This is a genomic window from Brevundimonas sp. TSRC1-1 (genome assembly GCF_049898245.1).
Lineage (GTDB): Bacteria > Pseudomonadota > Alphaproteobacteria > Caulobacterales > Caulobacteraceae > Brevundimonas > Brevundimonas mediterranea_A.
On sequence record NZ_JAFCXI010000002.1, the window covers coordinates 57,098 to 81,463 of the forward strand.

Here is a 24,366-nt window from a genome sequence, read left to right on the forward strand (position 1 = left end):
AGGCATCATGATCCGATTGCGCCAGATGGCGTCGCGCGCCCGCAGAGTCAAGGCCGCCTAACCAGGACGCAGCCAGTTCTCAACCCGCAGTCCGGACACACGCGAGAATTCACGTTCATTGTCGGTGACGAGGATACAGTCCAGCGCCAGGGCGTGGGCGGCGATCAGCAGATCGTTGGCGCCTATGAGTTGGCCTCGCCTCTGCAGGTCGGCGCGGATGTCGCCGTAGATGTAGTCGGCGGGCGCTTCCCACGCCTTGATGGACAGACCCGAAAGCACGGTTTCGAGTTGCGCGGCGATACGGAGAGAACCGGACTTGGCGACGCCAAACCGCAACTCCGCAACGACGATCAGACTGATACAGACATCGCCCGTAGCGACCATCGCCATCCGCTGTCCGACCGGGCCGAGCGGATCGTACATCAGATCCGACACCGCATTGGTGTCCAGCATATAGCCGCTCAAAGATCGACCGGCTCTGGAGGCGGGTCATCGAAGGGGGCGAGCCGTTCGCCGATAGGCTCCATGGTCGCCAGAACAGCCAGCAGTTTTTCGACAGACCCCATCCGCGGCCCCGCCCGTTCGATGATCAGCCGCTCACCCTCCTGACGCACCACGGCGTCCGCCGGAACGGCGACGCCGCTCGGCAGGTGGACGACCTGATGATCGCCCTCGCGCGTGATCCTGACAGGCTGGGAACCATCCATGGCGCGAGACTACTCCAGATCGTGAAGCCCGCCAATCGGCGCGGATCAGATCAGGGTGGTCCAGAAGTCCGGCGCCGCGAACGAACGGGTGATGGCGTCGCGTTCGGCCTTCAGCCGCACCAGGGCGTCGATGCCCGTGCCCTGGCCCATGTCCTGTTTGGCGGTTTCGATGGCGCGGGACAGGGCGGCCAGATGGGTCATCAGGCCGAACACCTTCAGCCAGTGAGCCCGCGATTCCGCCACGGTCAGATCCGACGACAGGAAGGAGGCGCCCGACTTGGACGCCGCCTTCTCGATCTCCTTCAGCAGGGGATCAAAGCCGGAATCGCGCAGTCGACGCCGCACCACGGCCGCGTCCGACGGCTGTCCCGACAGCCGCAGTCGCACCAGTTCCTGGGCCAGCCCCTCCAGCGCGGCGTCGCCGAAGCCCTGGACGCTGACCTCTTCCAGATGGTCGTCCAGCCGCTCGATATCGTCGATGGCGGCATAGGCCAGGGCGGCGGCCACCGGGCTGACGGCGCGGAACAGGGACTGCATCGCCTGTGCCCCCTCGACCGTCTGACCCAGTTTCGGCGGCGGCCCGAACCGGCCCCGCCCCTGCCCCGGCGTCCAGGGCGCACGCTGGGGGGCGCGCGGAAACAGGGCGTCGAACCGGTCGAACAGATCGCGGCGATACTGTTCCGCCAGGTCCTTGTCCTGAATGGCCGAGGCGGCGGTCCGCAGCCGCGCCTTGAAGCCGGCCTTGCGCTCCGGCGTATCCAGCGGCTCGACGTCCTGCTCGCGGCGGAACAACACCTCGGCGAAGCCGTGGGTGTCGGCCAGGGCCTGGCGCAGGGCGGGCGCCCCCTTGTCGCGCAGAATGTCGTCGGGGTCCTGACCGCCGCTGAGCAGAGAGAACCGGAACGACCGGCCCGGCTTCAGCAGCGGCAGCGACCGTTCGATGGCGCGATAGGCGGCCCGCAGTCCCGCCGCATCGCCGTCGAAACACAGCACCGGCTCATGGCTGACCCGCCACAGCCGCTCCATCTGTTCTTCGGTCAGGGCCGTGCCCATCGGCGCCACGGCCGGCAGGCCCGCGCGCTGGCAGGCGATGACGTCCATATAGCCTTCGACCACGATGATGGCCTGGTCGTTCCGGCTCTCCGCCCCCAGGATACGCCGCGCCTCGGGCAGGCCGTAGAGCGTCGCCCCCTTGTGAAACAGCGGGCTTTCGGGACCGTTCAGATATTTGGCCCGGTCGTCGGGGTTCATGGCCCGGCCGCCGAAGCTGACGATCCGGCCGCGCGCGTCCAGAATGGGGAACATCAGCCGGTCGCGGAACCGGTCATAGGGCTGCCCCCCGCTTTCCGGCGAGATCAGCAACCCGGCCTCGACCAGCTCGGCCGGTCGCGCCCCGCGCTGGACCAGGGCCTGTTTCAGCCCTTCGCGGTCATTGGGCGCATAGCCCAGGCCGAACCGCTCCCACTGATCCTCGGGCAGGCCGCGTTTCTCCAGATATTCCCGCGCCGCCTTGCCGGGCGTGCGTCGCAGATTGGCGGCGAACCATTTCTGGGCCAGGTCCATCCACTCGGACAGGCCCAGGCGCTTCTGTTCGCGCTCGGCCTCCTTGGGGTCCTCGGCCGGCAGTTGCATGCCCGCCTCGCCGGCCAGCCGCTGCACCGCCTCGACGAAGCTGAGTCGCTCGGTCTCCTGCAGGAAGGAGATGATGTCGCCGTGTTTGCCGGACGAGAAGTCGTGGAAGAAGCCCTTGTCGTCATTGACGAAGAAAGACGGCGACTTCTCCTTCGAGAAGGGCGACAGGCCGACATATTCCCGCCCCTGCCGCTTGAGCTTCACCGTCCGCCCGATCACGTCGGACGGGCGAAGGCGGGCCTTCAGTTCATCGATGAATCTTTCGTCGAAACGCACCGGGCGATCCATAAGCCTTGCGGCGCTTCACGTCGATGATCGGGCACGTCGATGATCGGAGAACGATCAGGCGGTTCGTCCGGGCATCCCCCGAAGTCCGAACGAACCGCCGCATCGCAGAAGGCGTAACCGCAGCGTCCCCCAACGCCTTGGCTTAACGAAGTCCTAACGCCTCGCGGACCTGCATCTGACGTGCAGACGCAGGATGTGTCGAGAGGGCGTCAGGCGCGGGCCGGCAGATCAAGGCGAGACTGTGTCTTTTGCGTCTCGGGCGGTTCGCCTCAGCCGCGACCGAAGGGCGCTACCTTGTTGGCGTCGTCGTGCCCGATATCGGCCGGTCCCAGGAATTCTATGCCGGATCTCAGGCACCAGTATCGAACAATCTCCTCCGGAGTCTGTCCGAAATCGGGATCGTTTGGCGTGACATCGGAAACACGTCCTAGGCGAATTCCGGCAACACGTCGGATCGACTCCTGCCCCGTCAAGTGAAACATCATCCGGTCGATCCGATAGGCGGCCTCCGACACCTCCTCCAGCATCAGGACGTGGCCCGACAGATCGGGCTCCAGCGCCGTGCCGACCAGCTGGTCCAGGATGGTCAGGTTGAAGGCGACGGCGGGTCGCGGATCGATCGCCAGCGAGGGTTCGATCCAGTCGGTGCGTCCGGTCGTCAGCCAGGCCAGGGCGCCCCGCGCCGCCTCGTCGCGGCGCACCGCATCCGAGGCCATCGGGCCGTGGGCCAGATGTTCGAACCCGGCCCTGTACATTCCGGCCAACAGGCTGCCGGCGTCGGAATAGCCCATATAGCGCTTCTTTCGGGCCACGGCGTTCAGGCGCGGAATGACCGACTCGGCGATGCGGCAGGATCCATAGCCGCCCCGCGCGAACCAGATCGCATCAATGCGCGGGTCATTGGCGAACTCGACGAAGGCGTCGGCCCGCGCCCGGTCGTCCCCGGCGAAATGGCCGTGTTTCAGGAAACAGGCGGGGTGAAACACCACCGCCACGTCGCGATCCGGATGGTGCTGCGCCATCCACGCCTCGACCGCATCGGCCCGCTCCTTGGAGAAACGCGAACTGGCGCAGACGACGCCGATCTTGAAGGTGTTGCTCGTCACGTCCGTCTTCTTCGTCGAATATTGCGATCCTGCACTGGCGGACCGGCCCGATCCCCTGTTCTAAGGGGGCATGAACCAAGACGCCTCCTATTTCTTCTGCGGCATCGGCGGGTCGGGCATGCTGCCCCTGGCCCTGATCGTCCAGGCCCAGGGCCACCGTATCGAAGGTTCCGACCGCGCGCTGGACCAGGGCCGCACGCCCGAGAAGTTCGACTGGCTGCGCGCCCATGGCGTGACCCTGCATCCCCAGGACGGTTCCGGCGTGACCCGTTCAGCCCAGACCGTGGTGGCCACCGGCGCGATTGAAGACACCGTGCCCGACATCGGCGCCGCCCGCCGCGTCGGCGCCGTCATCAAGACCCGGCCCCAGCTGCTCAGCCAGCTGTTCAACGCCGCCCCGACCTCGGTCGGCGTGGCGGGCACCAGCGGCAAGTCCACCATCACCGGCATGATCGCCTGGATTCTGAGCCAGGCCGAACGCAACCCCACCGTCGTCAACGGGGCGGTGATGAAGAATTTCGCCGACGCCGACCATCCGTTCGCCAGCGCCCTGGTCGGCGCCTCCGACCTGTTCGTCGCCGAGGTGGACGAGTCCGACGGCTCCATCGCCGGCTATGACCCCACCGTCGCCGTCGTCTCCAACATCTCGCTGGATCACAAGTCGATGGAGGAGCTGCGCGACCTGTTCGGCGGCTTCACCGGCCGCGCGGCCACGGCGGTGCTGAACCTCGACAATCCCGAGACCGCCGCCCTGGTCCAGACGCTTCCGGCCGGGAAAGCGATCACCTTCGCCCTGGGCGAGGAAAAGGCCGACCTGTCCGCCTACGACCTTCAGCCGACGCCAACGGGCATGAAGTTCCGCCTGATGGAGGGCTGGAGCGAATACGACGTCGTCCTGAACGTCCCCGGCGCCCACAATGTCGCCAATGCGCTTGCGGCCCTGGGTGCGGTCAAGGCGCTGGACGTGCCGACGGGCCAGGCGGTCAAGGCGCTGGAGACCTTCGCCGGCATCCGTCGCCGGATGGAGGTGGTCGGGACCGTCAACGACATCACCGTCATCGACGACTTCGCCCATAACCCGGACAAGATCGCCGCCACGCTCAAGACCCTGCACGCCTTCGACGGCCGCTTGCTGATCCTGTTCCAGCCCCACGGCTTCGGCCCGCTGAAGCTGATGAAGTCCGAGTTCATCGACGGTTTCGCCGGCCTGATGCGCGAGACCGACGTCCTGCTGATGCCCGAGCCGGTCTATTACGGCGGCACCACAGACCGCAGCGTGGGCTCGGAGGACATCGCCTCGGGCGTCCGCGCCGCCGGCCGTCAGGCGGAGGCCCTGCCCACCCGCGCCGACTGCGGCGACCGGATCATCGAGATCGCGCAGCCGGGCGACCGGATCATCGTCATGGGCGCCCGCGACGACACCCTGTCCAGCTTCGCGGTCGACCTGCTGGGCCGACTGGATCAGTCGGCCGGCTGATAGACCCGGACGTAGTCGACCTCCATCCGCTGCGGGAAGACGGCGTCGTCGACGCCCTCCTCGCCGCCCCAGGTTCCGCCCACGGCGACGTTCAGGATCAGATGGAACGGCTTGTCGAACGGCCAGGTCTCCACATCGCCCGTCTGATCGTTGGCGAAGCGGTGGAAGGGCTGGTCGTCGATCAGGAAGACGATCTCGTCCGGCGTCCAGCGCACCTGATAGCGGTGAAAGGCGTCGCAGGCGTCCGCGACCTGGCGCGTCGCCGTGCTCTGGGTGCCCTTCACATGGTTGTAGGCCTCGGTGTGGATCGAGCCGTGCACCGCGCCGGGGCGATGGCCGACGTGCTCCATGATGTCGATTTCGCCGCCGATGGGCCAGCCGACCGCCTTTTCGGGCAACATCCAGATGGCCGGCCAACTGCCGCGTCCGCAAGGGATCTTGGCGCGCGTCTCGATGAAACCGCGTGACCAGGCGGTGGTCGAGATCATCCGCGCCGAGGTGTAGGCCTGTCCGCCCCAGTCGGCCGGGGGCGGGTTGAGGGTCTCTCGCCGCGCCTCGATGATCAGGACGCCGTCCTCGATCCGGGCGTTCTCGGGCCGCGCGGCGGAATAGTACTGCAGTTCCTCGTTATACCAGCCGGTCTTGTTGGCCTGGGTGTCGTATCGCCACTTCGAGGCGTCGGGCAGGCCGTCGCCAGAGAATTCGTCGGACCAGGTCAAGGCGTATCCAGACGGAGCGGCGGACGTTTGCGGCAGGGTCGAAATCGCTGCCGCCAGCAGCATGGAAATCATCGGTTCCTCCCTTTCGTTGCTCTATTGATGGCAGGAAGGCCCGGCGGGCGGCAGCCCTAATAGACGTCGCGGCGGTAACGACCGGTTTCGAGCAGGTCCAGCAGAGCCTCGGCGCCCAAGGCGGTCTCCAGCGCCGCATGAACGCCTGCGGCCATGCCCTCCAGACTGCCGCAGACATGGATGGTGGCGCCGCGACCGATCCAGTCGCGCAGTTCGTCCGCCGCGCCGGCGACCAGATCCTGCACATAGCGGCCGTCGCCCGCATCGCGAGAGAAGGCGCGGTCCAGCCGGCGCAGCACGCCCGACTCCAGCCACCGTTGAAGCTCAGCGTCGAAGAAGGCGTCGTGCGCCCGCGTCCGCTCGCCGAACAACAGCCAGGCCCCGCCCCCGGCCGGGCTCCGCGCCTTCAGATGCGCCCGCAATCCCGCGATTCCCGTGCCGTTGCCGATCAGGATCATCGGCGTCTCGTCCGCCGGCCCGTGAAAGCTGCGGTTGGTCCTCAGCCGTATGCCGATCTCATCGCCGACCGCCAGATCCTGCGTCAGCCAGCCCGACGCCAGGCCCGGCGTCCCGTCGGGGCGGAGTATCAGGCGGATCAGGCACTCGACCCGCCCGTCAGACGGCAGGGAGGCGATGGAATATTCGCGCGCGCCAGGCGTCGCCCCGTCGCGTTCCGGCAGGCCGACCTCGGCGATATCGCCCGCCGCCCAGTCCGGCGCAGACCCGACCGGTTCGAACGCGAGGTGATAGGCCGGCCCGCCCGGACTGCCCGGATTGACCAGGGTCCGTTCGACCAGCCGCCACGGATAGAAGGCCGCCGGCGCCCAGTCGGGCGCCGCGAGACGGCCGGTGATCTGGTTCAACTGGTGCTGCCAGCGGCGGATGGCGCCGGCCTCGCCGTTGTCGACCTCGACCAGGTCGAACAGGGGTTCGGCGCCCGACCGCCGCAGCCAGCCGTCCACCGCATGGCCGAAGCCGCAGAAATGGTCGTAGCTTCGGTCGCCCAGGGCCAGCAGGCCGAAGCGCAGGCCCGCCAGATCCGCCCCCTGCCCCATGGTCTTGCGCACAAACCGCGCCGCCGCGTCGGGCGGATCGCCCTCGCCCGTCGTGGACACGATCAGCAAGGCCCGGCCTGCGGCCTTCAGCGTCGCGCTGTCCAGATCGGTGAAGGACAAAACCCGCGCCCCCACACCGCCGTCCTGCAGGGCCCTGGCCGTCATCCACGCCAGTTGTTCGGCGAATCCCGTCTGGCTGGCGAAGGCGACCAGCACGCTCTCGCCGTCTCCGGCCATGGCGTCCGATTGGGCGCGCGCCGCCGCCTTCGCCCGGCGTTCGCGCCAGACGATGAAGCCGGTCAGGACCAACCACAGGGCCGTCGCTCCGGCGGCCCACAGCCAACGCGCCGGCTCGTGCGTCACCCCGGCCCCTCCAGGGCGGGGTCGTCCATCATGGCGGCGAAGGCGGGCGTCATCCGTTCGACCAGGCCACGCTCGGTCCGCTCGACGAAATGGGCGGCCAGGCCGATCGCCTCGGCATAGTCGGGCCCCTCGAACGGCCCCATGACCGTCAGGGCCGTGGCGTAGGCGTCGGCCTTCATGGCCGAGGCGTGCAGCACCGTCACCGACGCCAGGGCGTTGCTCACCGGCCGCCCGGTCGATCCGTCAAGCGTATGCGGATACAGGCGGCCGTTATGTTCGAAGGCGCGGCGATAATCGCCGCTGGTCGCCATGGCCATGTCGTACAGGGCCGCCACGGTGCGCGGCGCCGGCGATCCTGCGACCCGCTCGATCTCGACCCACCAGGGCTGGGCGTCGGGCTTGACGCCGCGCCCCTTCAACTCGCCGCCGATCTCCACCAGGTGCGAGGTCGCGCCCATGGCCGTCAGCCGGTCCGAGACCCGGTCCACCGCATGCCCCTTGGCGATGCCGGAAAGGTCCAGCCTCATGCCGCCCAGCTGCATGACCGCGCGCGCCTCGCGGTTCAGCCGCAGCTTTCGCCAACCTGACAATTTCAGCGCCGCCTCGACCTCTTCGTCCGAGGGCACGGGCAGCAGGGGCGAACGCGGTCCGGGCGGGCCGAATCCCCACAGGTCGACCAGGGCGCCCAGGGTCGGATCGACCGCGCCGTTCGTCTCGTCGCCCAGGTCCATGGCGGCGTCCAGAAGGTCCCAGAAGGGCTGGGACACCGCCCACACGCCTTCGGGCGCGGCGTTGAAGCGGCTGATCTCGCTGGACGGCTCCCACGGGCTGAAGACGGCGATCACCGCCGCCAGTTCTTCCTCCACGGCCGCCTGGACCGCCGTCTCGCTCAGGCCCGGCGGGCCGATCACCCGCGCGCTCCAGGTCGTTCCCATGGTCGGGCCGCCCAGCGACAGGATGCGGTCGCCGGGCGGACGGGGCGGAACCCCGTCCATCGGCGGTATCAGCACCCGGTTGTCGGCCCGATCCGCAAGCGGAACCGGGTCGCCGAGCGTGACCGTGGGCGGGGCGGCGCGGGATCCGCGCGAGAAGGGAGTGTCGGACATGCCCGTGGCTTAGGGCAGGACTTCCATCACCGCCACATAGCTGGCGTTCGAGCCCAGCGCCTCGCCCTGGGCCGGCGCGCGGACCGAGGCGTTCAGCCAGTACAGGCCGGCTTCCGGCCAGGTGACGGTGAAGGCGCCGTCGGCGCCGGTCTTGACCGTCATCTCCTCGGGATTGTCGCGATAGCGCAGGCCGCCACGCGCGATGGTCACGTCCAGATCGGCGGCCGGCTGGCCGTCCTTGACCAGTTTGAAGGTCGCGGCCTCGCCGGCGGCCAGGTCGTTGGGATGGGTCACCGGCACCAGTTCCAGACCCTCGCCCGTCGTCTTGAACACGGTCTCGGTCGGGTTGTTCAGGGTGACGAAGGTTTCGATCCGGCTGGCGGTGCGGGTCGCCTGCACCTCGGTCGCGCCTGCGGGCAGAGCGGCCGGATATTCCGCCGCCGAACCGCGCCAGCGCTTCTGCTCGCCGTCCAGCTTGTAGCTGGCCATGACGCCGCCCATGACATTGGCGACCTTGTAGGTGCCGTTCTGCGTCAGATGGACGTCGAAGGTGGTGCGGTACTGGCCCTGCATCAGGTGTTCGGGCTGAACGGCCGAACCGTCCGGCGCCGTCACCACCAGACCGCCCATCCGCATGGCGGCGTGGTCGGGGATGAAGACCCCGTTCGACATGCCGGCGTCGAATCCGACCCAGGCGTCATTGCCCGACAGGCTGGTCGAGGTCGGCGCCATCCAGGCGCGGTGGGCCTGGGCGGCCATCGGGGCCGCCAGGGCGGCGGCGAAGGCCAGAAGCGTGATCGTCTTTTTCATGGGTCTGTTCCTCAGCGAGAGACGGTGACGCGCACGGCGCCCAGTTCGGTGGAGCCGGAAGCATTGGCGGTATTGGCGCCGCCCCAACGGAAGGGCACGCGCACGACCTCGCGGCCGCCCAGTTCGCGGGCCGCCTCGACAACGACGGTGTACTGGCCCGGCTGCAGGCCGCGCAGGCGGGCGGCGGGCACGGTGATGGTCTGGCGACCCGGCGCGCGGGTGGCGCCCGAGACGCCGTCGGCCGGCAGGCTCATGGCCCGGCCGCCCTTGCGCCACCAGGTGCGCAGATCCTTCAGCCAGTCCTTGCCGTCGCCCTCGTTGTTGCGGGTCTGCTGGTACCAGACCGCCAGGGTCTGGACCGCTGTCTGATCCGGCCGCTCGATCCACACCGCCACATAGGGCCGATGATAGGAGGCGGTGTTCAGCCGCGGCACATCGACCGTGACCGACAGGTCCGCAGCCAGGGCGGGCGCGGCGGCGGCCAGGCCGACGGTGGTGACGACGATGGGGAGAAGGCGCATCCGGGACACTCTCAGCGAAGTTCAGCTCAATGAATGAAGATCAGGGCGATGACGACGGGCACGAGCAGCCCCAGGGCCGCCAGCGGCCAGGTGGAGGGCCGCCCCTTGGCGTGCAGCCACATCAGCCCCAGCCCCGTCAGGGCGAAGATCAGGCAGGCGACGGCGAAGACGTCGATGAACCAGAACCAGACCGCCCCGGCGTTGCGCCCCTTGTGCAGATCGTTGAGGTAGGCGATCCATCCCCGCGTCGTCTTCTCGTGCAGCACATCACCCGTTGAACGGTCGATGGTCACCCATCCGTCGCCGCCGGGCGTGGGCAGGGCCACATAGATTTCCTCGGCCGTGGTTTCGGTCGGCTTGCCGGCGATCTCGGCCTTCAGCGTCTGCGCCGACCAGCGCGCCACGGCGTCGGGGACGGGATCGGTCGTCTCCTCGGGGAAGTCGGCCAGACGCGCCGCCAGGGGCGCCGGCAGGGCCGCCGTCTGTTCGACCGTCACCGGATCGGCGGGGATCGAGGCCGCGTGGTTCAGGGTGACGCCGGTGATCGCGAACAGGATCAGTCCGACCAGACTGACCGCCGCCGAAATCCAGTGCCAGGAATGCAGTTGTTTCAGCCAGAAGGACCGCGCGCCGTTCAGCGCCGCCTTCGGCTTCTTCGAGTCCTTGGCGGGGAGCTCGGCCTGAGGGTGTGCGGCGCGTTCGGTCACAAGGTGGCTGTGCCACTGTTGCGAACCGTTTTCAATAGCAGTCCGTGCGACGATTTCGCCGCAGAGAGCGTCAGTAGCTGAATCTCACCCCGGCCCGCACCGTGCGCGGCGGGGCGTAGCCGGCGACGTCGGTCCCGGTCATCGACACCTCGACCTCTTCATCAAAGGCGTTGTCCAGGGCGGCCCAGACCATGACGCCTTCGCGCGCCGCCCACTCCGCCCGGGCGTCCAGGGTCACGGCGGGGTCCAGGGTCCGGCTGTTCAGGTCATCGTCGAACCGCGCCGATTCATACCGCGCCGCCAAGCCCAGGGTCAGACGGTCTGTCGCCCGCCAGTCCAGGCCCGCCGTCGCGCTCCATTCCGGCGCCTGGGCCGGACGCAGGCCGGTCAGCTGCGGCGCCGCCGTCCCGCCGTCCACCTCGGCGTCGGTCCAGGACAGGGCCGCGTTCAGCGACAGGGCCTCGGTCGCCTGGATGGACCCGTTCAGCTCGACGCCCCAGGCGTTGATGGTCCCGGCGTTCTGGCGCTGGCGCAGCACCCCGCCGGCGGGCACGAAGCCCGCGCGGGGGAAGGTCCCCGGCCCCTCGCCGATCGTGACATTGACGATGGCGTCCTCGATCTCGTTCCAGAAGACCGTCGCCCCCCAAGCGATCCCGTCCCGGTCATAGGCCAGGCCCGTCTCGATGCCGCGCAGGGTCTCGGGCTCCAGCGCCGAATTGGCCTCGGTGATGTCGTTGCCGACCCGGAACGGCCGGTGCAGTTCATTCAGCGTCGCCGGCCGGAAGCCGGAATAGGCCGCCGCCCGCCAGGCGTAGCCGGCGCCCAGCAGCCGGCTCAGATCGCGTCGCGCCGCCAGTCGCGCGCTGAACACCTCGCCCGACCGGTCCTCGTCCGTCTCGTCCAGGATCGGGACGCCGGTCGCCAGGGTGTATTCGTAGCGGAATCCCGCCTCGTTCTTCCACTGGTCGTAACGCAGCCCGCCCGCGATCAACCAGTCCCCGCCGGTCCACGACCCGTCCACATAGGCCCCGGCCACCGACGTCTCGCCGCCCGCGCGCCGTCCCCGGGCGAAGCCCGCGCCGGTGGGATTGCTGAAGAATTCGTTGGTCGCGCCCTCGTTGAACCGGGCGTCGGCGCCGACCTCCCATTCCAGCCGCCCGCCGGCGACGTCGGCGGTGCGGCGGCGCAGGGCCGCGTTCAGCCCCCAGCCCGTGGCGGGGGTCTTGTACTGACTATTGGCCGGCGTCGTGGTCGACCGGTCCGCCGCCACCGAGGCCGAACTGTTGGCGAAATTGCTCTCGATCCGCCAGGCCTGCAGCCGCCAGCCGTATCCGTCGGCGGGCGGCGCCTTGGCCGCCGTGGCGCTCAGGCTGTGGCCGCTGGCGTTGGACCGGGCGTTCAGCAGGCCGGACCCGCGATCCTCCTCCCAGGTCGCAGCCCGCAGCGACAGGTTCGCCCCGTCCAGGTTCAGCCCGTCCAGCGGCGCATCGACCCGCAAGGCCGCGCTGCGGCTGTCCAGGTCCAGCGGCCTGTCCGCCGCCCCCGCCGCCGGCCCGCGCACCGGCGTATAGCCGTCGCTGGTCTCGTACAGGCCCGACAGGGTCACGCCGAACAGGCCCATCTGGGTCGAGCCGGAGCCCGCGACCCTGGCCCCGCCGCGCTCGGCGACCGAGGCGTCCAGCACCCCGCCGCTGTCCCGCTCCGTCAGGCCGATGACCCCGGTCAGGGCGCCGGCGCCATAGGGCCCCGCCCCCGCGCCGCGCACCACATCCACCCGTTCCAGCGATTCCGGCGCGACCTGGGACCAGATCACCCAGCCTCCGAACGGATCGTTCAGCGGAACCCCGTCCAGCGTCACCAGGGTCCGACCCGCGCCGGACGGCGCGATGGCCCGCAGCGAAATCCCCTGGGTCGTCGGATTGGCGGCCAGGCTGGAGGTGCGGCGGAACAGGGACACGGCCGGCACGGTCCGCAGCGCCTCGTCCAGCCGGGCGGATCGCTCCAGCACCCTCTGGTCCAGCCGCACCACCGAAAAGGCGGCGTCGGCGGCGGCGGGCGGCAGACGGGCGGCCGTCACCGTGATTTCAGACAATTGGGCGGGCGGTGCGGGGGGCGTGTCTTGGAACATCCCGGTCACAATAGACCAGCCCCGCCTTGGTTCACCGCTGCGACCTTATAACTCCGATTGCGGCCCCGAGGTCACAGGGACCGGGCCGGCGTCAAACCTCGGACCAGCGCCGCAGCAGGTTGTGATAGACGCCGGTCAGTTCGATCACCGCCTGATCCTTCGGCCCCTTCTCCGTCGCCACCCGCTGGGTCGCCACGTCCAGGCGGAACAGCATCTCCCGATCGCCGTCGTCGCGGATCAGGCTCTGCATCCACATGAAGGACGAGACCCGCGCCCCGCGCGTCACCGGCATGACCTTGTGCAGGCTCTTGGACGGATACAGCACAAGGTCCCCGGCCGGCAGCTTGACCGACTGCGGCCCGTACATCTCCTCGATGATCAGCTCCCCGCCGTCGTAGTCCTCGGGTTCGGACAGGAAGAGGGTCGCCGACAGGTCGCTGCGGATCCGGATCGAACCGCCGCCGCGCTGCTGGCGGATGGCGTTGTCCACGTGCAGCCCGAACTCGCCCCCGCCCTCATAGCGGTTGAAAAGAGGCGGAAAGATCGTGTGCGGCAGGGCGGCGGCCACGAACATCGGATTGGCGTTCAGCGCCTGGACGATCAGGGCCGAGACCTCCTTCGCCACGTCCGAGTCTTCCGGCAGTTGCTGGTTCCGCTTCGCCGTCGCCGACTGGTGGCCCGAAGTCATATTGCCGTCGGCCCAGGGGCCTGCGTCCAGCCGCTCGCGCAGGGCCTTCACTTCGGCCTTGGAAAAGACTTCGGGGATCTGGAGCAGCACGGTCGGGTCTCGCTCGAAAAGAAAAGACGGCCCCGCCGGAAGGACGGGGCCGCCAGATATAGGCCGGGGATCGTGGCCTTTAGAAGCGCAGGTTCAGCGCCAGGATCGCCTGCCGGCCCGGAGCGGGGTCGGCATGGTGAACCCCGTTGGTCCGCATGATGTATTCCTCGTCCGTGGCGTTCTTGACGTTCAGCTGCAGGCTGGCGCGATCGGTCACGTCATAGGAGGCGAACAGGTCCAGGCGGGTGTAGCTGGGCGCATAGACGGCGGCCGAACCGCCGCCGGCCCCGCCCTGGTTTCCGCCGAACCGGTCGTCCACATAATAGACCCCGCCGCCCAGGCTCAGCTTGGGGAGGACGCGATAGGTGGTGAACAGGCTGAAGCTGTTCTTGGGCGTATTGGCCAGCGGATCGCCTTCGAAGGCGCTCGGAACAGGCGCGCCGTCCACGATGGTGACGGCGCCCCGAACCAGCTCGGAGTCCATATAGGTATAGCCGCCGAACACGGTCCAGGCCGGCGTGACGCTGCCCGAGAAGCCGAGCTCCAGCCCTTCGACCTTGACCTCGCCGACCTGAGCGTACTGGTCGGTGTCGACCAGCACTTGCGCGTTCTTGCGCGTCGTCTGGAACAGGGCGCCGCTGAGGGTCAGCCGCTGGCCGAACAGTTCGGCCTTGGCGCCGACCTCATAGTTCTCGGTGTCTTCCGGATCGAGGAGCTGGCCCGCCAGATTGCCGCTGCCCTCGCCGCCGCTCGCGCCGTTCTGGTCGCCGCCGGACACGGTGGGCGGCGTCGAGGAGGTGGCGTAGGACGCATAGACGCTGGTGTTGGAGGTAGGCTTGTACACCAGCCCGACCTGATAGTTGACGAAATCCCACTCGCCCTCGTGGAAGGTCGGCGTGGCGGCGCCGCGGGCGATGGACGTGCCTTCGGTCTCGTAACGGTCGTAGCGCAGGCCCAGGTTCAGCAACCACTTCGGCCCAAAGGCGATGGAGTCGGCGCCATAGACGCCCCAGCTGGTGGTGTTGGAGTGGGTTTCGGCTCCGCGCGCGATCGAGCCGGTCCACGGATCGTTCGGATTGGGATCATAGACCGGCGTGCAGTCGAAGCCGGTCAGGCCGGTCGGGCAGGCCGAGCCGCTGGCGGTGGTGATGTTGTAGGAGGCGTTGCGGTTGATCTCGCGCGAATATTCCACGCCCAGGTCGAAATCATGCTTCAGCCCGCCCGTGGTGAAACTGCCGTACAGGTCGGTGACATTGGCGAAGGTCTCGGCCGGGTTCCAGCGCGACTTCAGACCCCGCTTCATCCACCAGGTGTCGCCGACCAGAACCGCCGTGCCGCCGTCGCCCGGATTGGTCAGCACATAGTCGTTCAGCGTCTCGGAATAGCGGGTCAGATTGCGCAGGGTCAGGGTGTCGCTGAACTTGTGCTCCAGCTTGACCGTGACGCTGTCGACCTCGTTGCGCATGTAGTCGCGCGCCTTCAGGCCGTAGAAGGTGTCGTAGGGCACGTTCAGGATCCGGCTGTCCGTCGTCTTGATCGCCCAGTTGTTGTCCAGCTTTCGGTCCAGCGGAATGCCGTAGTCCGGCATCGAGTCGGCGGTCAGGTGGTAGTAGTTGATCGTGGCCGAAGTGTCGGTTCCCAGGCCGACGCCCAGGGCCATGGCCAGGCCGTACTTCTCGAAGTCCACCGCGTCCCGGCCCGGGACGTCGCCCTCGGTCGCCATCAGGTTCAGACGGAAGGCGCTGGTGTCGTTCAGGCGCCAGTTGCCGTCCACGGTGGCGCGGTAATAGCTGTCCGTGCCGGCGCCGAGGCTGGCGCTGACGGCGTCGGCCAGGCGCGGCTGCTTGGAGCTGAGATTGATGCTGCCGCCGCCCGAGCCCCGGCCCGAATAGACGGAATCGGCGCCCTTGATGACCTCGACCTGCTCCAGGTCGAAGACCTCGCGCTGCTGGCCGCCCGCGTCGCGCACGCCGTCGACGAAGATGTTGTTGCCCGACGACTGGCCCCGGATGAAGGGCCGGTCGGCCAGCGGCTGGCCGCCTTCGCCCGCGCCGAAGGTGATGCCGGGGGAGTTGCGCAGCAGGTCTTCCAGCGAGGTCGCCGCCGTCTGGGTGATGACCTGTTCCGGGATGATCGTCACCGAGCGGGGCGTGTCCAGCAGGGGCGCCACGAACTCGGGGCTTTCCGGCTGACGCTTCTTCAGTTGGCCGTTGACGTCGATCGTGCCGAGATTGGCCGGCTGCTGTTGCTGATCGGCGGTGACGATCACGCCGCCCTCGGACGTTACATCGGCGGCCAGGGCCGGCGCGGCGACCAGCATGCCGGCGGCGCTGGAGGCGAACAGAAGCGATCGGAGCGCGGCGGCGCGGGACTCGGACATATTGAGGCGACCTTTTGGCCTGATTTTGCGATGCGGTCGCAATAGCCAGCTTAACAAGTTCGCACAAGAGGAATTGCGACTTAATCGCAGACGCACGGTTGCCTTGACGGGGGCGCGCTCTGGCGGTGGTCGTCTCACCCTCCGCGAGACGGCCTGAGACGGCGGCGGGGCCGCCCCTGGCTCAGATGACGATGCTCATGTTCCGCATCGGCGGCGACAGGTCCAGGTCCAGCCAGGTGGGATCGGGCATGGCCTTGTGGGCCGAGGCCAGGGCTTCCGACCAGCGCCGGCCCAGGTCGCGGAAATAGGGATCGTCCACGTCGATCCGGCGCTCCATCCCCGTCAGGTGGTCGCGGGGAATGACGATCAGGTCCAGCGGCGGCCCCACGGCGATGTTCGAGCGAATCGTCGAATCGAACGAGATCAGCCCCAGTTTGACCGCCTCGGACAGGGGAGTGGAATTGTGCAGCGCGCGATCCAGGATCGGCTTGCCGTACTTCAGCTCACCGATCTGCAGATAGGGGGTGTCCGGCCCGCATTCGATGAAGTTGCCCTGCCCGTAGATCAGATACAGACCCATTTTTCCGCCGGCGATCTGGCCGCCCAGCAGCATGGAGGCGTTGACGTTCAGGGCGTCGGCGGTCGGCGAGGCGGGCGTGTTGATGGTGGCCCGCACCATGGCCAGGGCATGGCCCAGGATCTGGGCGGCGCGGAACAGGGTCGGGGCGGTCTCCAGCGTCTCCAGCGCGGTCGAGTCGGGCAGTTTCACCCCCTCCGCCACCATGGCCAGGGCCGTCTGGGTGACCGACAGATTCCCGGCCGTCGCCACCGCCAGGATCCGCTCGCCGGTGGTCTTGAAGATATGCAGCTTGCGATAGGACGAGATGTTGTCCACGCCCGCATTGGTGCGGGTGTCGGCGATCATCGCCAACCCCTCGTCCACCAGCATGCCCACGCAATAGGTCACTTCGCTCTATCCGCTCCCGGTTCCGCGAATCGTTCGACGCTAGCAGATTCCCCGGCCATGGCGATCACGACCATCCCCTGGATTGATGTTGCTGCTGACTCTGTTGCACAGGCCGCACATGCAGGGCGACCGTCAGCGTCCCGATCCCGCCGCCGTAGCTGGTGCCCCGGATCGGCGTCGCGCCCAGGGCGTCCAGGCCCGTGGCGATGCGGACATAGTTGTCGGTCGGACAGATTCCGTTGGCCGCATCGAACCCGACCCAGCCCAGCCCCTCGATCCAGGCCTCGGCCCAGGCGTGGGCGGCGTCCTGGTCATGCTGTCCGTCCGAGCGGTTCAGATGGCCCGAGACATAGCGGGCCGGCACGCCCAGCGTCCGGGCGCAGGCGATGAAGATCTGCGCGTGGTCCTGGCAGACGCCGCGCCGGATGGCGAAGGCCTCGGCCGCCGTATGGGTCGCGGACGTGGCGCCGACCTCGAAGGCCACCCCGCCGTGGATCGCCCCCATCAGCCGGTGCATCCGCTCCAGCGGCGCGCCCTCGCCGATCTCCCGGGCGAAATCGACCAGGGCCGCGTCCGCCTCGGTCAGGCGGGTGTCGCGCAGATAGACGCCGGGCTGCAGCCGCTCGTTCTGGCCCCGGATCACCCCGCCGGTGTCCATGGTCGAAACCTCGCCCGTCACCCGGATGGTCAGGGCGTCGGTCGGGCGCTCGGTATAGAGGCTGTGAACGATATTGCCGAAGGCGTCCTCACTGCGTCGCAGCCGCGCATCCACGTCGGTCTCGATGCGCCATTCGCGCACCTGCTGGCTCTCGCAGGAGCGGGGCGTCAGCCGCAGCATCTGCACGATGAACCGCGCCGGCCGGGCGTAGGCGTAGCGGGTGGAGTGGTCGATCCGTATCCGCATGGTCAGACCAGATACTGTTCTTGGATGGCGGCGGCCAGGGCGTTGTTCTGGTTCAGGAAACCCTGGATGTATTCGTGCAGGCCCGACTGGAAGATATCCTCGATCTTGGCCTCGTTGAACTGGGTCAGACGGTTGGACGCCAGCCGCTGCGCCGGTCCACGCCGGCCGTAATCGGTGGCCAGCTTCTCCAGATAGCTGACGATCATTCCCTGGCAGCTGGCCAGCGAGCGCGGCATCTGCCGGTTCAGCACCAGCAGGTCCGCCACCAGCCAGGGCCGCACGCTCTCGCGGTAAACCCAGCGATAGGCGGTCAGGGCCGAGACCTCGCGCAGCAGGGTGGTCCACTGGAAATAGTCCAGCTGTCCGCCCACCCGTTCGCCGGGCGGCAGCAGCAGGTGATACTTCACGTCCAGCAGGCGGGCGGTGTTGTCGGCCCGCTCGATCGCCATGCCCAGCCGCAGGAACCAGTAGGCGTCATTGCGCAACATGGTCCGCGACGAGGCGCCCTCGACCGCCAAGGACGTGGACTTCACGAAGTCGAGGAAGTTGGTGAAATCATCCCGCTTGGTCGGCTCGCCCAGTTCGTTCAGCCCGTTCCAGGCGCCGTTGATCGCCTCCCACAGCTCGATGGTGAGGGCGGTCCGCACCGAGCGCGCATTGGTCCGCGCCTTGGTGATACAGGCCTTGATCGAGGTCGAGTTGTCGTAGCCGAAGGCCAGATATTCCCGGACCGACTTCTCCGAGATGGTCCGGCCCGAGGCGTCGAAGCCGCTCTTGACCCCCGACGAGGCGATGGCGCCGGCCCAGGCCGTGACCGTGGCCTGGTCCTTGGCCGGCAGGGCGGCCAGGCGGATCGCCGCCTCCAGGATGCGCGCGAGAAAGTCCGCCCGCTCCATATAGCGGCCGGTCCAGTACAGGCTGTCTGCGGTGCGAGAGAGCATCTATTCCTCCCCCGTTGGGGGAGGGGGACCGCCCGAAGGGTGGTGGAGGGGGCCAAACGCAAACAGGGTGTCCGGGGCGAGCCCCCTCCACCGCTTCGCGGTCCCCCTCCCCCGACGGGGGAGGATTTTCGTCCGCTTAAACATCCAGCACCCAGGTGTCCTTGGTTCCGCCGCCCTGGCTGGAGTTGACCACCAGCGACCCCTCCTTCAGCGCCACCCGCGTCAGCCCGCCGGGCGCGACCCGCACCCCCGCCGGACTGGACAGGACGAACGGCCGCAGATCGACGTGCCGCGGCGACAGGGCGCCGCCGTTCAGGGTCGGGGCGGTCGACAGGCTCAGCGTCGGCTGGGCGATGAAGTCGTCGGGATCGGCGATCAGCTTGGCCCGGAAGGCCTCGATCTCGGCCTTGGTCGAGGTCGGCCCCACCAGCATGCCGTAACCGCCAGATCCGCCGACCTCCTTGACCACCAGTTCGTCCAGCCTGCCCAGCACCTCTTTCAGCGCGTCCGCCTCGCGGCAGCGCCAGGTCGGCACATTCTTCAGGATGGCGTCCTCGCCGGTGAAGAAGCGGATGATCTCGGGCATATAGGTATAGACGGCCTTGTCGTCGGCCACCCCCGTCCCGACCGCATTGGCCAGGGTCACCCGCCCGGCGAAATAGGCCGACATCAGCCCCGGCACCCCGACCGCCGAATCCGGCATGAAGGTCAGGGGGTCGATGAAGTCGTCGTCGATGCGGCGATAGATGACGTCGACCCGCTTGGGCCCCTCGGTCGTGCGCATATAGACGGTGTCGTCATTGACGAAGAGATCCCCACCCTCGACCAGTTCGACCCCCAGTTTGTCGGCCAGGAAGCTGTGCTCGTAATAGGCCGAGTTGAACGGCCCGGGCGTCAGCACCACAATGGTCGGATCCTCGCCCGCCCCCGACGGCGCCGAGGCCTGCAACGAGCGCAGCAGCATGTCGGTATAGATCTCGACCGGCCGCACCGCATGTTCGGCGAACAGGTCGGGGAACAGCCGCATCATCATCTCGCGGTTCTCCAGCATATAAGAGACCCCGGACGGCGTACGGACATTGTCCTCCAGCACATAGAAGCCGTCCTCGCCCGTGCGAACCAGATCGACCCCGGCGATATGGCACCAGACGTCGCCCGGCGGCCGGCGGCCCTGCATCTCGGGCCGATAGTGTGGATTGGTCAGGATCAGGTCGGCGGGCACGATCCCGGCGCGGATACAGTCCTGCGGCCCGTAGATGTCCTTCAGGAAGGCGTTGATGGCGGTGACCCGCTGCTTCAGCCCCTTCTCCAGCCCGCCCCATTCGTCGGCGCCGATGATGCGCGGGACGACATCGAACGGGATCAGCCGCTCGTTGGATTCCTCGTCGCCATAGACGGCGAAGGTCACGCCCATCCGGCGGAAGAACAGCTCGGCCTGGCGCGAGCGCGCCTGCAGCAGATCCGGCGGGGCGTTTTCCAGCCAGGCCGCCAGGGTCTTGTAGCTGTCGCGGATCGTCCCCGATCCGCCGCCGTTCATTTCGTCGAAAGCTCTCGTCATTCGCCCCCGCCGCGTTGAGTTCGCAGCTTGATCGCTACCCAACGAAAAGCGCAACAGTTTTGTTGCACTGCGGCGACGACGAAGCGGCGGGGCGCCTCTCCCTCCCCCTGCGGGGGAGGGGGCTGAGCCGAAGGCGAAGCCGGGTGGGGGCGGCAGGGCGACACAGGACATATCTCGCGAAGCAGAACCAGTGCGACCTTGCTTGGCCGCCCCCACCCGGTCGCTCCTCGACCGCCCTCCCCCGCAGGGGGAGGGATAAGGCCTGTGTCAGACCCCCACCGCCTTCATCGACACCGCCTGATCCGCCAGCTTCGCCACATCCACCGGCGTCGCCTTCCCGATCAGCTGTTTGCCGGCCATGAACTCCGGCGGGGCATTGACCGCCTCGACGCAGACCACCCGGTCGCCGTTCAGGTGAAACACCGCAAATCCCCCCGCCGACGGATCGCCCCGCACCACCTGACGGTCCGCATCGAACGGCAGGCCGGCGATCTGAAGCTTGAAGTCGTACTGATCGGACCAGAACCACGGGACCTCCGGCGACGGCCCCGGCCGTCCGACGATGGCCGCCGCCGCCTGCTTCGCCTGCTCCAGCGCATTGGGCACGCTCTCCAGCCGGTGCGAGACGCCGCCGTGCACGGGAATCGGCCGCCGCGTCATGTCGCCGACGGCGAAGATGGCCGGGTCGCTGGTCCGCGCCTGATCGTCCACCACCACCCCGTCGTCGCAGCGCAGGCCCGCCGACCGCGCCAGGCTTTCGCACGCCAGGGCGCCGACCCCGACCAGAACCGCATCCGCCTGCACCACCGATCCGTCCGCCAGGGTCACGCCGTCATGGGCCACGGCGACCACCTCGGCCCCGGTCACAATCTCGACCCCATGCGCCCGATGCTGGGCGGTGAAGAAGGCCGACAGGGTCTCCGACGCCACCCGCGCCAGCACGCGCGGCGCCCGTTCGATCACCACCGCCTCGGCGCCCAGGGCCCGGGCCGAGGCCGCCGCCTCCAAGCCGACATAGCCGCCGCCGACCACCGCCAACCGCTTGCCCGGCCCCAGCACGGCCTTCAGCCGTTCCGCGTCCTTCAGCGTCCGCAGCTCCAGCAGATCAGGATGATCCCCGCCCGGCACAGGCAGTTTGCGCGCCGTCGATCCCGTCGCCAGCACCAGGACGTCATAGGGCTCGCTCGACCCGTCGTGGAAGGCGACCGTCTTCGCCTCCGGATCCACCGACACGGCGACCGTCGACGGCCGGAACTCGATCCCCTGTTCTTCATAGAAGCTCAGCGGCCGCAGCAGCAGCGCCTCCAGATCCGCCTCGCCCTTCAGCCAGGCCTTGGACAGGGGCGGCCGCTGATAGGGCGGCGCATCCTCCTCGCCCACCAGCACGATCGGCCCCTCATGGCCGTATTGCCGCAGAAAGGCCGCGACGGAGCCGCCGGCGTGCCCGGCGCCGATGATCAGAATCTTGGTCATGGGCGGACAGATAGAGCGGCGCGCGGGCGGGCGTAAGTCGTGATTGGTGAATCGTCAGTCGTGACTGGAGCCCGCGCGCCCAATCACGAGTCACCAGTCACGGCTCACGCCACCCCTTGACCGTTCCACTGTTACAGCATAGTGGAACGCGCATGACGACCCCGCCCGCCCGCGACGCCCTCCATGACGCCCTGCTGTCGATGCAGACGCGCGCCGAGATGGACGCCTTTCTGGCCGACCTCTGCACCCCGGCGGAACTGCGCGCCTTCGCCGAGCGCTGGCAGGTGGCGCGCCTGCTCGACGCCGGCGGCAAATCCTATCGCGAGATCGCGGCCGAGGCCCACGCCAGCCCCACCACCGTCGTCCGCGTCGCCCGCTATCTCAAAGACATGCCGCACCAGGGCTACCGCCTCGCCCTGGACCGCCTGAAGAACACGAACTGAGTATCCGAACATGAGCACCGCCCAGGGCCGGCTTCGCATCGCCGTCCAGAAATCCGGCCGTCTGGCCGACCGCAGCCTCGACCTGATCCGTGACGCGGGTCTGAAATGGGTCAAGGGCCACAACGACCTGCTCTATCGGGTCGAGAACTATCCGATCGACCTGCTGCGCGTCCGCGACGACGACATCCCCACCTTCGTGGCCGACGGCGTCTGCGACCTGGGCATCGTCGGCGAGAATGTGCTGGAGGAAGGCCGCAACGGCGGACCTGACGCCTCGGTCGTCATGCCGCTGGGCTTCGGCCGCTGCACCCTGAAGATCGCCACGCCCCCGACCCTGGCCTATGACGGCCCGGCCTCGCTGGACGGGCTGCGCATCGCCACCTCCTATCCCAAGATCCTGCGCCGCTTCCTGGATGAGCGTGGGGTCAAGGCCGAGATCGTCGTCATGCGCGGCGCCGTCGAGGTCGCGCCCCGGCTGAAACTGGCCGCCGCCATCTGCGACCTGGTCTCGACCGGCGCGACGCTGGAGGCCAACGGCCTGGGCGCCAAGGAGACGGTGCTGGAAAGCCAGGCCGTCCTGATCCAGTCCCCCGTCGCCCCCGAGCCCGGCCTGCAGCACCTGCTGGACAGCGTCATCGAGCGGATGTCCGGCGTCGTGTCCTCGCAGGGCGCCAAATACGTCATGCTGAACGCCCCGCGTTCGGCGCTGGATGAGATCACCGCCATCCTGCCCGGCGCCGGTTCGCCGACCGTCATGCCCCTGTCGGGTCGCGACGACGCGGTCGCCGTCCACGCCGTCTGCCAGGAGGCCGTCTTCTGGGAGACGCTGGAGAAGCTGAAGGCCGCCGGCGCCTCGGCCATCCTGGTCCTGCCTATCGAGAAGATGATGTGATGAAGCTGATCGACTGGTCCTCCCTCGACGCCGCCGGGAAAAGGGCGGCCCTGGCCCGCCCGGCCCAGCGCACCGCCGGCGACGTTACGGACGTGGTCCGCACTATCCTGGACGACGTGCGCGCACGTGGCGGCGCGGCCGTCACCGACTGGTGCCTGAAACTGGACAAGGCCCCGCCCCGCCGCATCGCCATCACGCCCGAGGCCGTGGCCGAGGCGCGCAACGCCCTGCCGCCCGGCGACGTCCGCGCCCTGCGCATGGCGGCCGAGAATGTGCGCGTCTTCCACCAGGCGACCAAGCCGGAGGACACCCCCTTCATCGAGACCACCCCCGGCGTGCGCTCCAAACTGGCCTGGCGTCCGATCGCCTCGGCCGGTCTCTATATCCCCGGCGGCACCGCCCCCCTGTTCTCGTCCCTGCTGATGCTGGCCATCCCGGCTGGCGTCGCGGGCGTTGGCGAACGCGTCGCCGTCACCCCGCCGGACAAAAATGGCGGCATCCACCCCGCCATGATCCTGGCCGCCGCCGAGGCCGAACTGGACGCCATCTGGCTGATGGGCGGGGCCCAGGCTATCGCCGCCCTGACCTTCGGCGTCGCGCTGGAGGACGGGATCATCCCCGCCTGTGACAAGCTGTTCGGCCCCGGCAACGCCTATGTCGCCGAGGCCAAGAAACAGGCGTCTGCTCTTCCGGGCGGCCCCGCCGTCGACATGCCCGCCGGCCCGTCCGAATTGATGGTCATCGTCGACCGCGACGCCGCGCCCGAGATCGCCGCCGCCGACCTGCTGAGCCAGGCCGAACACGACGCCGACGCCCAGGTCATCCTGGTCTCCACCAGCCGCGCCACCATCGACTCCATCCTGTCGGAGGTTGAGGTTCAGGTCGCTGCGCTGCCGCGCGAAGCCATCGCCCGCGCCTCGCTGAACGAGGCCCGCGCCATCCTGGTCCGCGACCTCGACGCCGCCGCAGAGGTCGCCAACCTGTATGGCCCCGAACACCTGGCGATCCAGATCGACGATCCCGAGCCCCTGGTTGATTTCATCAAGGCCGCCGGCGCCGTCTTCGTCGGCCGGTTCGCCGCCGAGACCCTGGGCGACTACGCGGCCGGCCCCAGCCACGTCCTGCCGACCGACGGCGGCGCCCGCACCCTGGGCGGCGTCACCACCGCCAGCTTCATGACCACCATGTCGGTCCAGCTGGTCAGCGAGGCCGGCGCCCGCGCCCTGGCCCCCATCGCCGCCCGCCTGGCCCGGATGGAGGGCCTCGAAGCCCACGCCCGCGCCGCCGACCTGAGGGCTGAAGGATGAGCGTCGTCCTCAAGAACCCTCTCCCGCTTGCG

22 protein-coding genes are annotated in these 24,366 nt (G+C 68.7%); 4 read left to right on the forward strand and 18 right to left on the reverse strand.

Translation table 11 applies throughout. The features are described 5' to 3' along the window. Positions 1-57: 57 nt before the first annotated feature. From ACP7CK_RS06260 to ACP7CK_RS06275, 4 genes are all read right to left on the reverse strand, one after another. Complete coding sequence (locus ACP7CK_RS06260; RefSeq protein WP_426025461.1) at positions 58-453, reverse strand: type II toxin-antitoxin system VapC family toxin; 396 nt, start codon at positions 451-453, stop codon at positions 58-60. 8 nt (positions 454-461) lie between these two features. Beyond that, positions 462-707 (reverse strand): hypothetical protein, encoded by a 246-nt coding sequence (locus ACP7CK_RS06265; RefSeq protein ID WP_426025462.1) that lies wholly within the window; start codon positions 705-707, stop codon positions 462-464. 45 nt (positions 708-752) lie between these two features. After that, the gene (gene dnaG, locus ACP7CK_RS06270; protein WP_426025463.1) at positions 753-2,615 is read right to left on the reverse strand and encodes a DNA primase; all 1,863 of its coding nucleotides are present in this window, start codon (positions 2,613-2,615) and stop codon (positions 753-755) included. 281 nt (positions 2,616-2,896) lie between these two features. Further along, complete coding sequence (locus ACP7CK_RS06275; RefSeq protein WP_426025464.1) at positions 2,897-3,733, reverse strand: LD-carboxypeptidase; 837 nt, start codon at positions 3,731-3,733, stop codon at positions 2,897-2,899. 70 nt (positions 3,734-3,803) lie between these two features. On the opposite strand from ACP7CK_RS06275, the gene ACP7CK_RS06280 reads away from it, so the two are divergent. After that, complete coding sequence (locus ACP7CK_RS06280; RefSeq protein ID WP_426025465.1) at positions 3,804-5,210, forward strand: UDP-N-acetylmuramate--L-alanine ligase; 1,407 nt, start codon at positions 3,804-3,806, stop codon at positions 5,208-5,210. Here ACP7CK_RS06280 and ACP7CK_RS06285 read toward each other — a convergent pair. From ACP7CK_RS06285 to ACP7CK_RS06350, 14 genes are all read right to left on the reverse strand, one after another. Continuing rightward, the gene (locus tag ACP7CK_RS06285; protein WP_426025466.1) at positions 5,195-6,001 is read right to left on the reverse strand and encodes a glycoside hydrolase family 16 protein; all 807 of its coding nucleotides are present in this window, start codon (positions 5,999-6,001) and stop codon (positions 5,195-5,197) included. The two genes, ACP7CK_RS06280 and ACP7CK_RS06285, sit on opposite strands and share 16 nt — an antisense overlap. 56 nt (positions 6,002-6,057) lie before the next feature. Next, positions 6,058-7,419 carry a sulfite reductase subunit alpha gene (locus tag ACP7CK_RS06290; RefSeq protein WP_426025467.1) on the reverse strand — a complete coding sequence of 454 codons (1,362 nt, stop codon included), beginning with the start codon at positions 7,417-7,419 and terminating at the stop codon, positions 6,058-6,060. Next, positions 7,416-8,525: an FAD:protein FMN transferase gene (locus ACP7CK_RS06295; RefSeq protein WP_426025468.1), complete on the reverse strand. Its 1,110-nt coding sequence runs from the start codon at positions 8,523-8,525 to the stop codon at positions 7,416-7,418. Before ACP7CK_RS06295 ends, ACP7CK_RS06290 begins: the two co-directional genes overlap by 4 nt. Before the next feature lie 9 nt (positions 8,526-8,534). Next, a complete protein-coding gene (locus ACP7CK_RS06300; protein WP_426025469.1) occupies positions 8,535-9,335 on the reverse strand; it encodes a DUF4198 domain-containing protein in 801 nt (266 codons plus the stop codon). Between the two features lie 11 nt (positions 9,336-9,346). Further along, positions 9,347-9,856, reverse strand: coding sequence for a DUF2271 domain-containing protein (locus ACP7CK_RS06305; RefSeq protein WP_008262166.1), 510 nt, complete (start codon positions 9,854-9,856; stop codon positions 9,347-9,349). A gap of 26 nt (positions 9,857-9,882) precedes the next feature. Further along, positions 9,883-10,563 (reverse strand): PepSY-associated TM helix domain-containing protein, encoded by a 681-nt coding sequence (locus tag ACP7CK_RS06310; RefSeq protein WP_292150137.1) that lies wholly within the window; start codon positions 10,561-10,563, stop codon positions 9,883-9,885. A 70-nt stretch (positions 10,564-10,633) separates the two neighbouring features. Beyond that, positions 10,634-12,691, reverse strand: coding sequence for a TonB-dependent receptor (locus ACP7CK_RS06315; protein ID WP_426025470.1), 2,058 nt, complete (start codon positions 12,689-12,691; stop codon positions 10,634-10,636). A 91-nt stretch (positions 12,692-12,782) separates the two neighbouring features. Then, positions 12,783-13,469: a Fe2+-dependent dioxygenase gene (locus tag ACP7CK_RS06320; protein WP_035307772.1), complete on the reverse strand. Its 687-nt coding sequence runs from the start codon at positions 13,467-13,469 to the stop codon at positions 12,783-12,785. 79 nt (positions 13,470-13,548) lie between these two features. Next, a complete protein-coding gene (locus ACP7CK_RS06325; RefSeq protein WP_426025471.1) occupies positions 13,549-15,849 on the reverse strand; it encodes a TonB-dependent receptor in 2,301 nt (766 codons plus the stop codon). Between the two features lie 181 nt (positions 15,850-16,030). Further along, a complete protein-coding gene (locus ACP7CK_RS06330; RefSeq protein ID WP_154725632.1) occupies positions 16,031-16,816 on the reverse strand; it encodes a peptidase in 786 nt (261 codons plus the stop codon). Positions 16,817-16,880: 64 nt separating this feature from the next. Beyond that, positions 16,881-17,720 carry a transglutaminase family protein gene (locus ACP7CK_RS06335; protein WP_292150143.1) on the reverse strand — a complete coding sequence of 280 codons (840 nt, stop codon included), beginning with the start codon at positions 17,718-17,720 and terminating at the stop codon, positions 16,881-16,883. A gap of 2 nt (positions 17,721-17,722) precedes the next feature. Continuing rightward, positions 17,723-18,661, reverse strand: a complete 939-nt coding sequence (locus tag ACP7CK_RS06340) for an alpha-E domain-containing protein (RefSeq protein ID WP_008258825.1) — start codon at positions 18,659-18,661, stop codon at positions 17,723-17,725. 136 nt (positions 18,662-18,797) lie between these two features. Beyond that, a complete protein-coding gene (locus tag ACP7CK_RS06345) occupies positions 18,798-20,219 on the reverse strand; it encodes a circularly permuted type 2 ATP-grasp protein (RefSeq protein WP_426025472.1) in 1,422 nt (473 codons plus the stop codon). A gap of 267 nt (positions 20,220-20,486) precedes the next feature. After that, positions 20,487-21,692 (reverse strand): NAD(P)/FAD-dependent oxidoreductase, encoded by a 1,206-nt coding sequence (locus ACP7CK_RS06350; protein ID WP_426025473.1) that lies wholly within the window; start codon positions 21,690-21,692, stop codon positions 20,487-20,489. Between the two features lie 152 nt (positions 21,693-21,844). On the opposite strand from ACP7CK_RS06350, the gene ACP7CK_RS06355 reads away from it, so the two are divergent. From ACP7CK_RS06355 to hisD, 3 genes are read left to right on the forward strand one after another with little or no spacing between them, the layout of a single operon-like run. Further along, positions 21,845-22,135, forward strand: coding sequence for a YerC/YecD family TrpR-related protein (locus ACP7CK_RS06355; protein WP_008264321.1), 291 nt, complete (start codon positions 21,845-21,847; stop codon positions 22,133-22,135). Between the two features lie 10 nt (positions 22,136-22,145). Next, positions 22,146-23,027 carry an ATP phosphoribosyltransferase gene (gene hisG / locus ACP7CK_RS06360; protein WP_426025474.1) on the forward strand — a complete coding sequence of 294 codons (882 nt, stop codon included), beginning with the start codon at positions 22,146-22,148 and terminating at the stop codon, positions 23,025-23,027. Continuing rightward, complete coding sequence (gene hisD, locus ACP7CK_RS06365) at positions 23,027-24,334, forward strand: histidinol dehydrogenase (protein WP_426025475.1); 1,308 nt, start codon at positions 23,027-23,029, stop codon at positions 24,332-24,334. Before hisG ends, hisD begins: the two co-directional genes overlap by 1 nt. Positions 24,335-24,366 lie beyond the last annotated feature (32 nt).

Bases quoted from the DNA above. Each gene is read 5' to 3' on its own strand.
- ACP7CK_RS06345 (WP_426025472.1), bottom strand. From the start codon at position 20,219: ATGACGAGAGCTTTCGACGAAATGAACGGCGGCGGATCGGGGACGATC.
- ACP7CK_RS06350 (WP_426025473.1), bottom strand. From the start codon at position 21,692: ATGACCAAGATTCTGATCATCGGCGCCGGGCACGCCGGCGGCTCCGTC.
- ACP7CK_RS06265 (WP_426025462.1), bottom strand. From the start codon at position 707: ATGGATGGTTCCCAGCCTGTCAGGATCACGCGCGAGGGCGATCATCAG.
- ACP7CK_RS06295 (WP_426025468.1), bottom strand. From the start codon at position 8,525: ATGTCCGACACTCCCTTCTCGCGCGGATCCCGCGCCGCCCCGCCCACG.
- ACP7CK_RS06325 (WP_426025471.1), bottom strand. From the start codon at position 15,849: ATGTCCGAGTCCCGCGCCGCCGCGCTCCGATCGCTTCTGTTCGCCTCC.
- ACP7CK_RS06355 (WP_008264321.1), top strand. From the start codon at position 21,845: ATGACGACCCCGCCCGCCCGCGACGCCCTCCATGACGCCCTGCTGTCG.
- ACP7CK_RS06285 (WP_426025466.1), bottom strand. From the start codon at position 6,001: ATGATTTCCATGCTGCTGGCGGCAGCGATTTCGACCCTGCCGCAAACG.
- hisG (WP_426025474.1), top strand. From the start codon at position 22,146: ATGAGCACCGCCCAGGGCCGGCTTCGCATCGCCGTCCAGAAATCCGGC.
- ACP7CK_RS06260 (WP_426025461.1), bottom strand. From the start codon at position 453: ATGCTGGACACCAATGCGGTGTCGGATCTGATGTACGATCCGCTCGGC.
- ACP7CK_RS06315 (WP_426025470.1), bottom strand. From the start codon at position 12,691: ATGTTCCAAGACACGCCCCCCGCACCGCCCGCCCAATTGTCTGAAATC.
- ACP7CK_RS06280 (WP_426025465.1), top strand. From the start codon at position 3,804: ATGAACCAAGACGCCTCCTATTTCTTCTGCGGCATCGGCGGGTCGGGC.
- ACP7CK_RS06305 (WP_008262166.1), bottom strand. From the start codon at position 9,856: ATGCGCCTTCTCCCCATCGTCGTCACCACCGTCGGCCTGGCCGCCGCC.
- hisD (WP_426025475.1), top strand. From the start codon at position 23,027: ATGAAGCTGATCGACTGGTCCTCCCTCGACGCCGCCGGGAAAAGGGCG.
- ACP7CK_RS06340 (WP_008258825.1), bottom strand. From the start codon at position 18,661: ATGCTCTCTCGCACCGCAGACAGCCTGTACTGGACCGGCCGCTATATG.
- ACP7CK_RS06300 (WP_426025469.1), bottom strand. From the start codon at position 9,335: ATGAAAAAGACGATCACGCTTCTGGCCTTCGCCGCCGCCCTGGCGGCC.
- ACP7CK_RS06335 (WP_292150143.1), bottom strand. From the start codon at position 17,720: ATGCGGATACGGATCGACCACTCCACCCGCTACGCCTACGCCCGGCCG.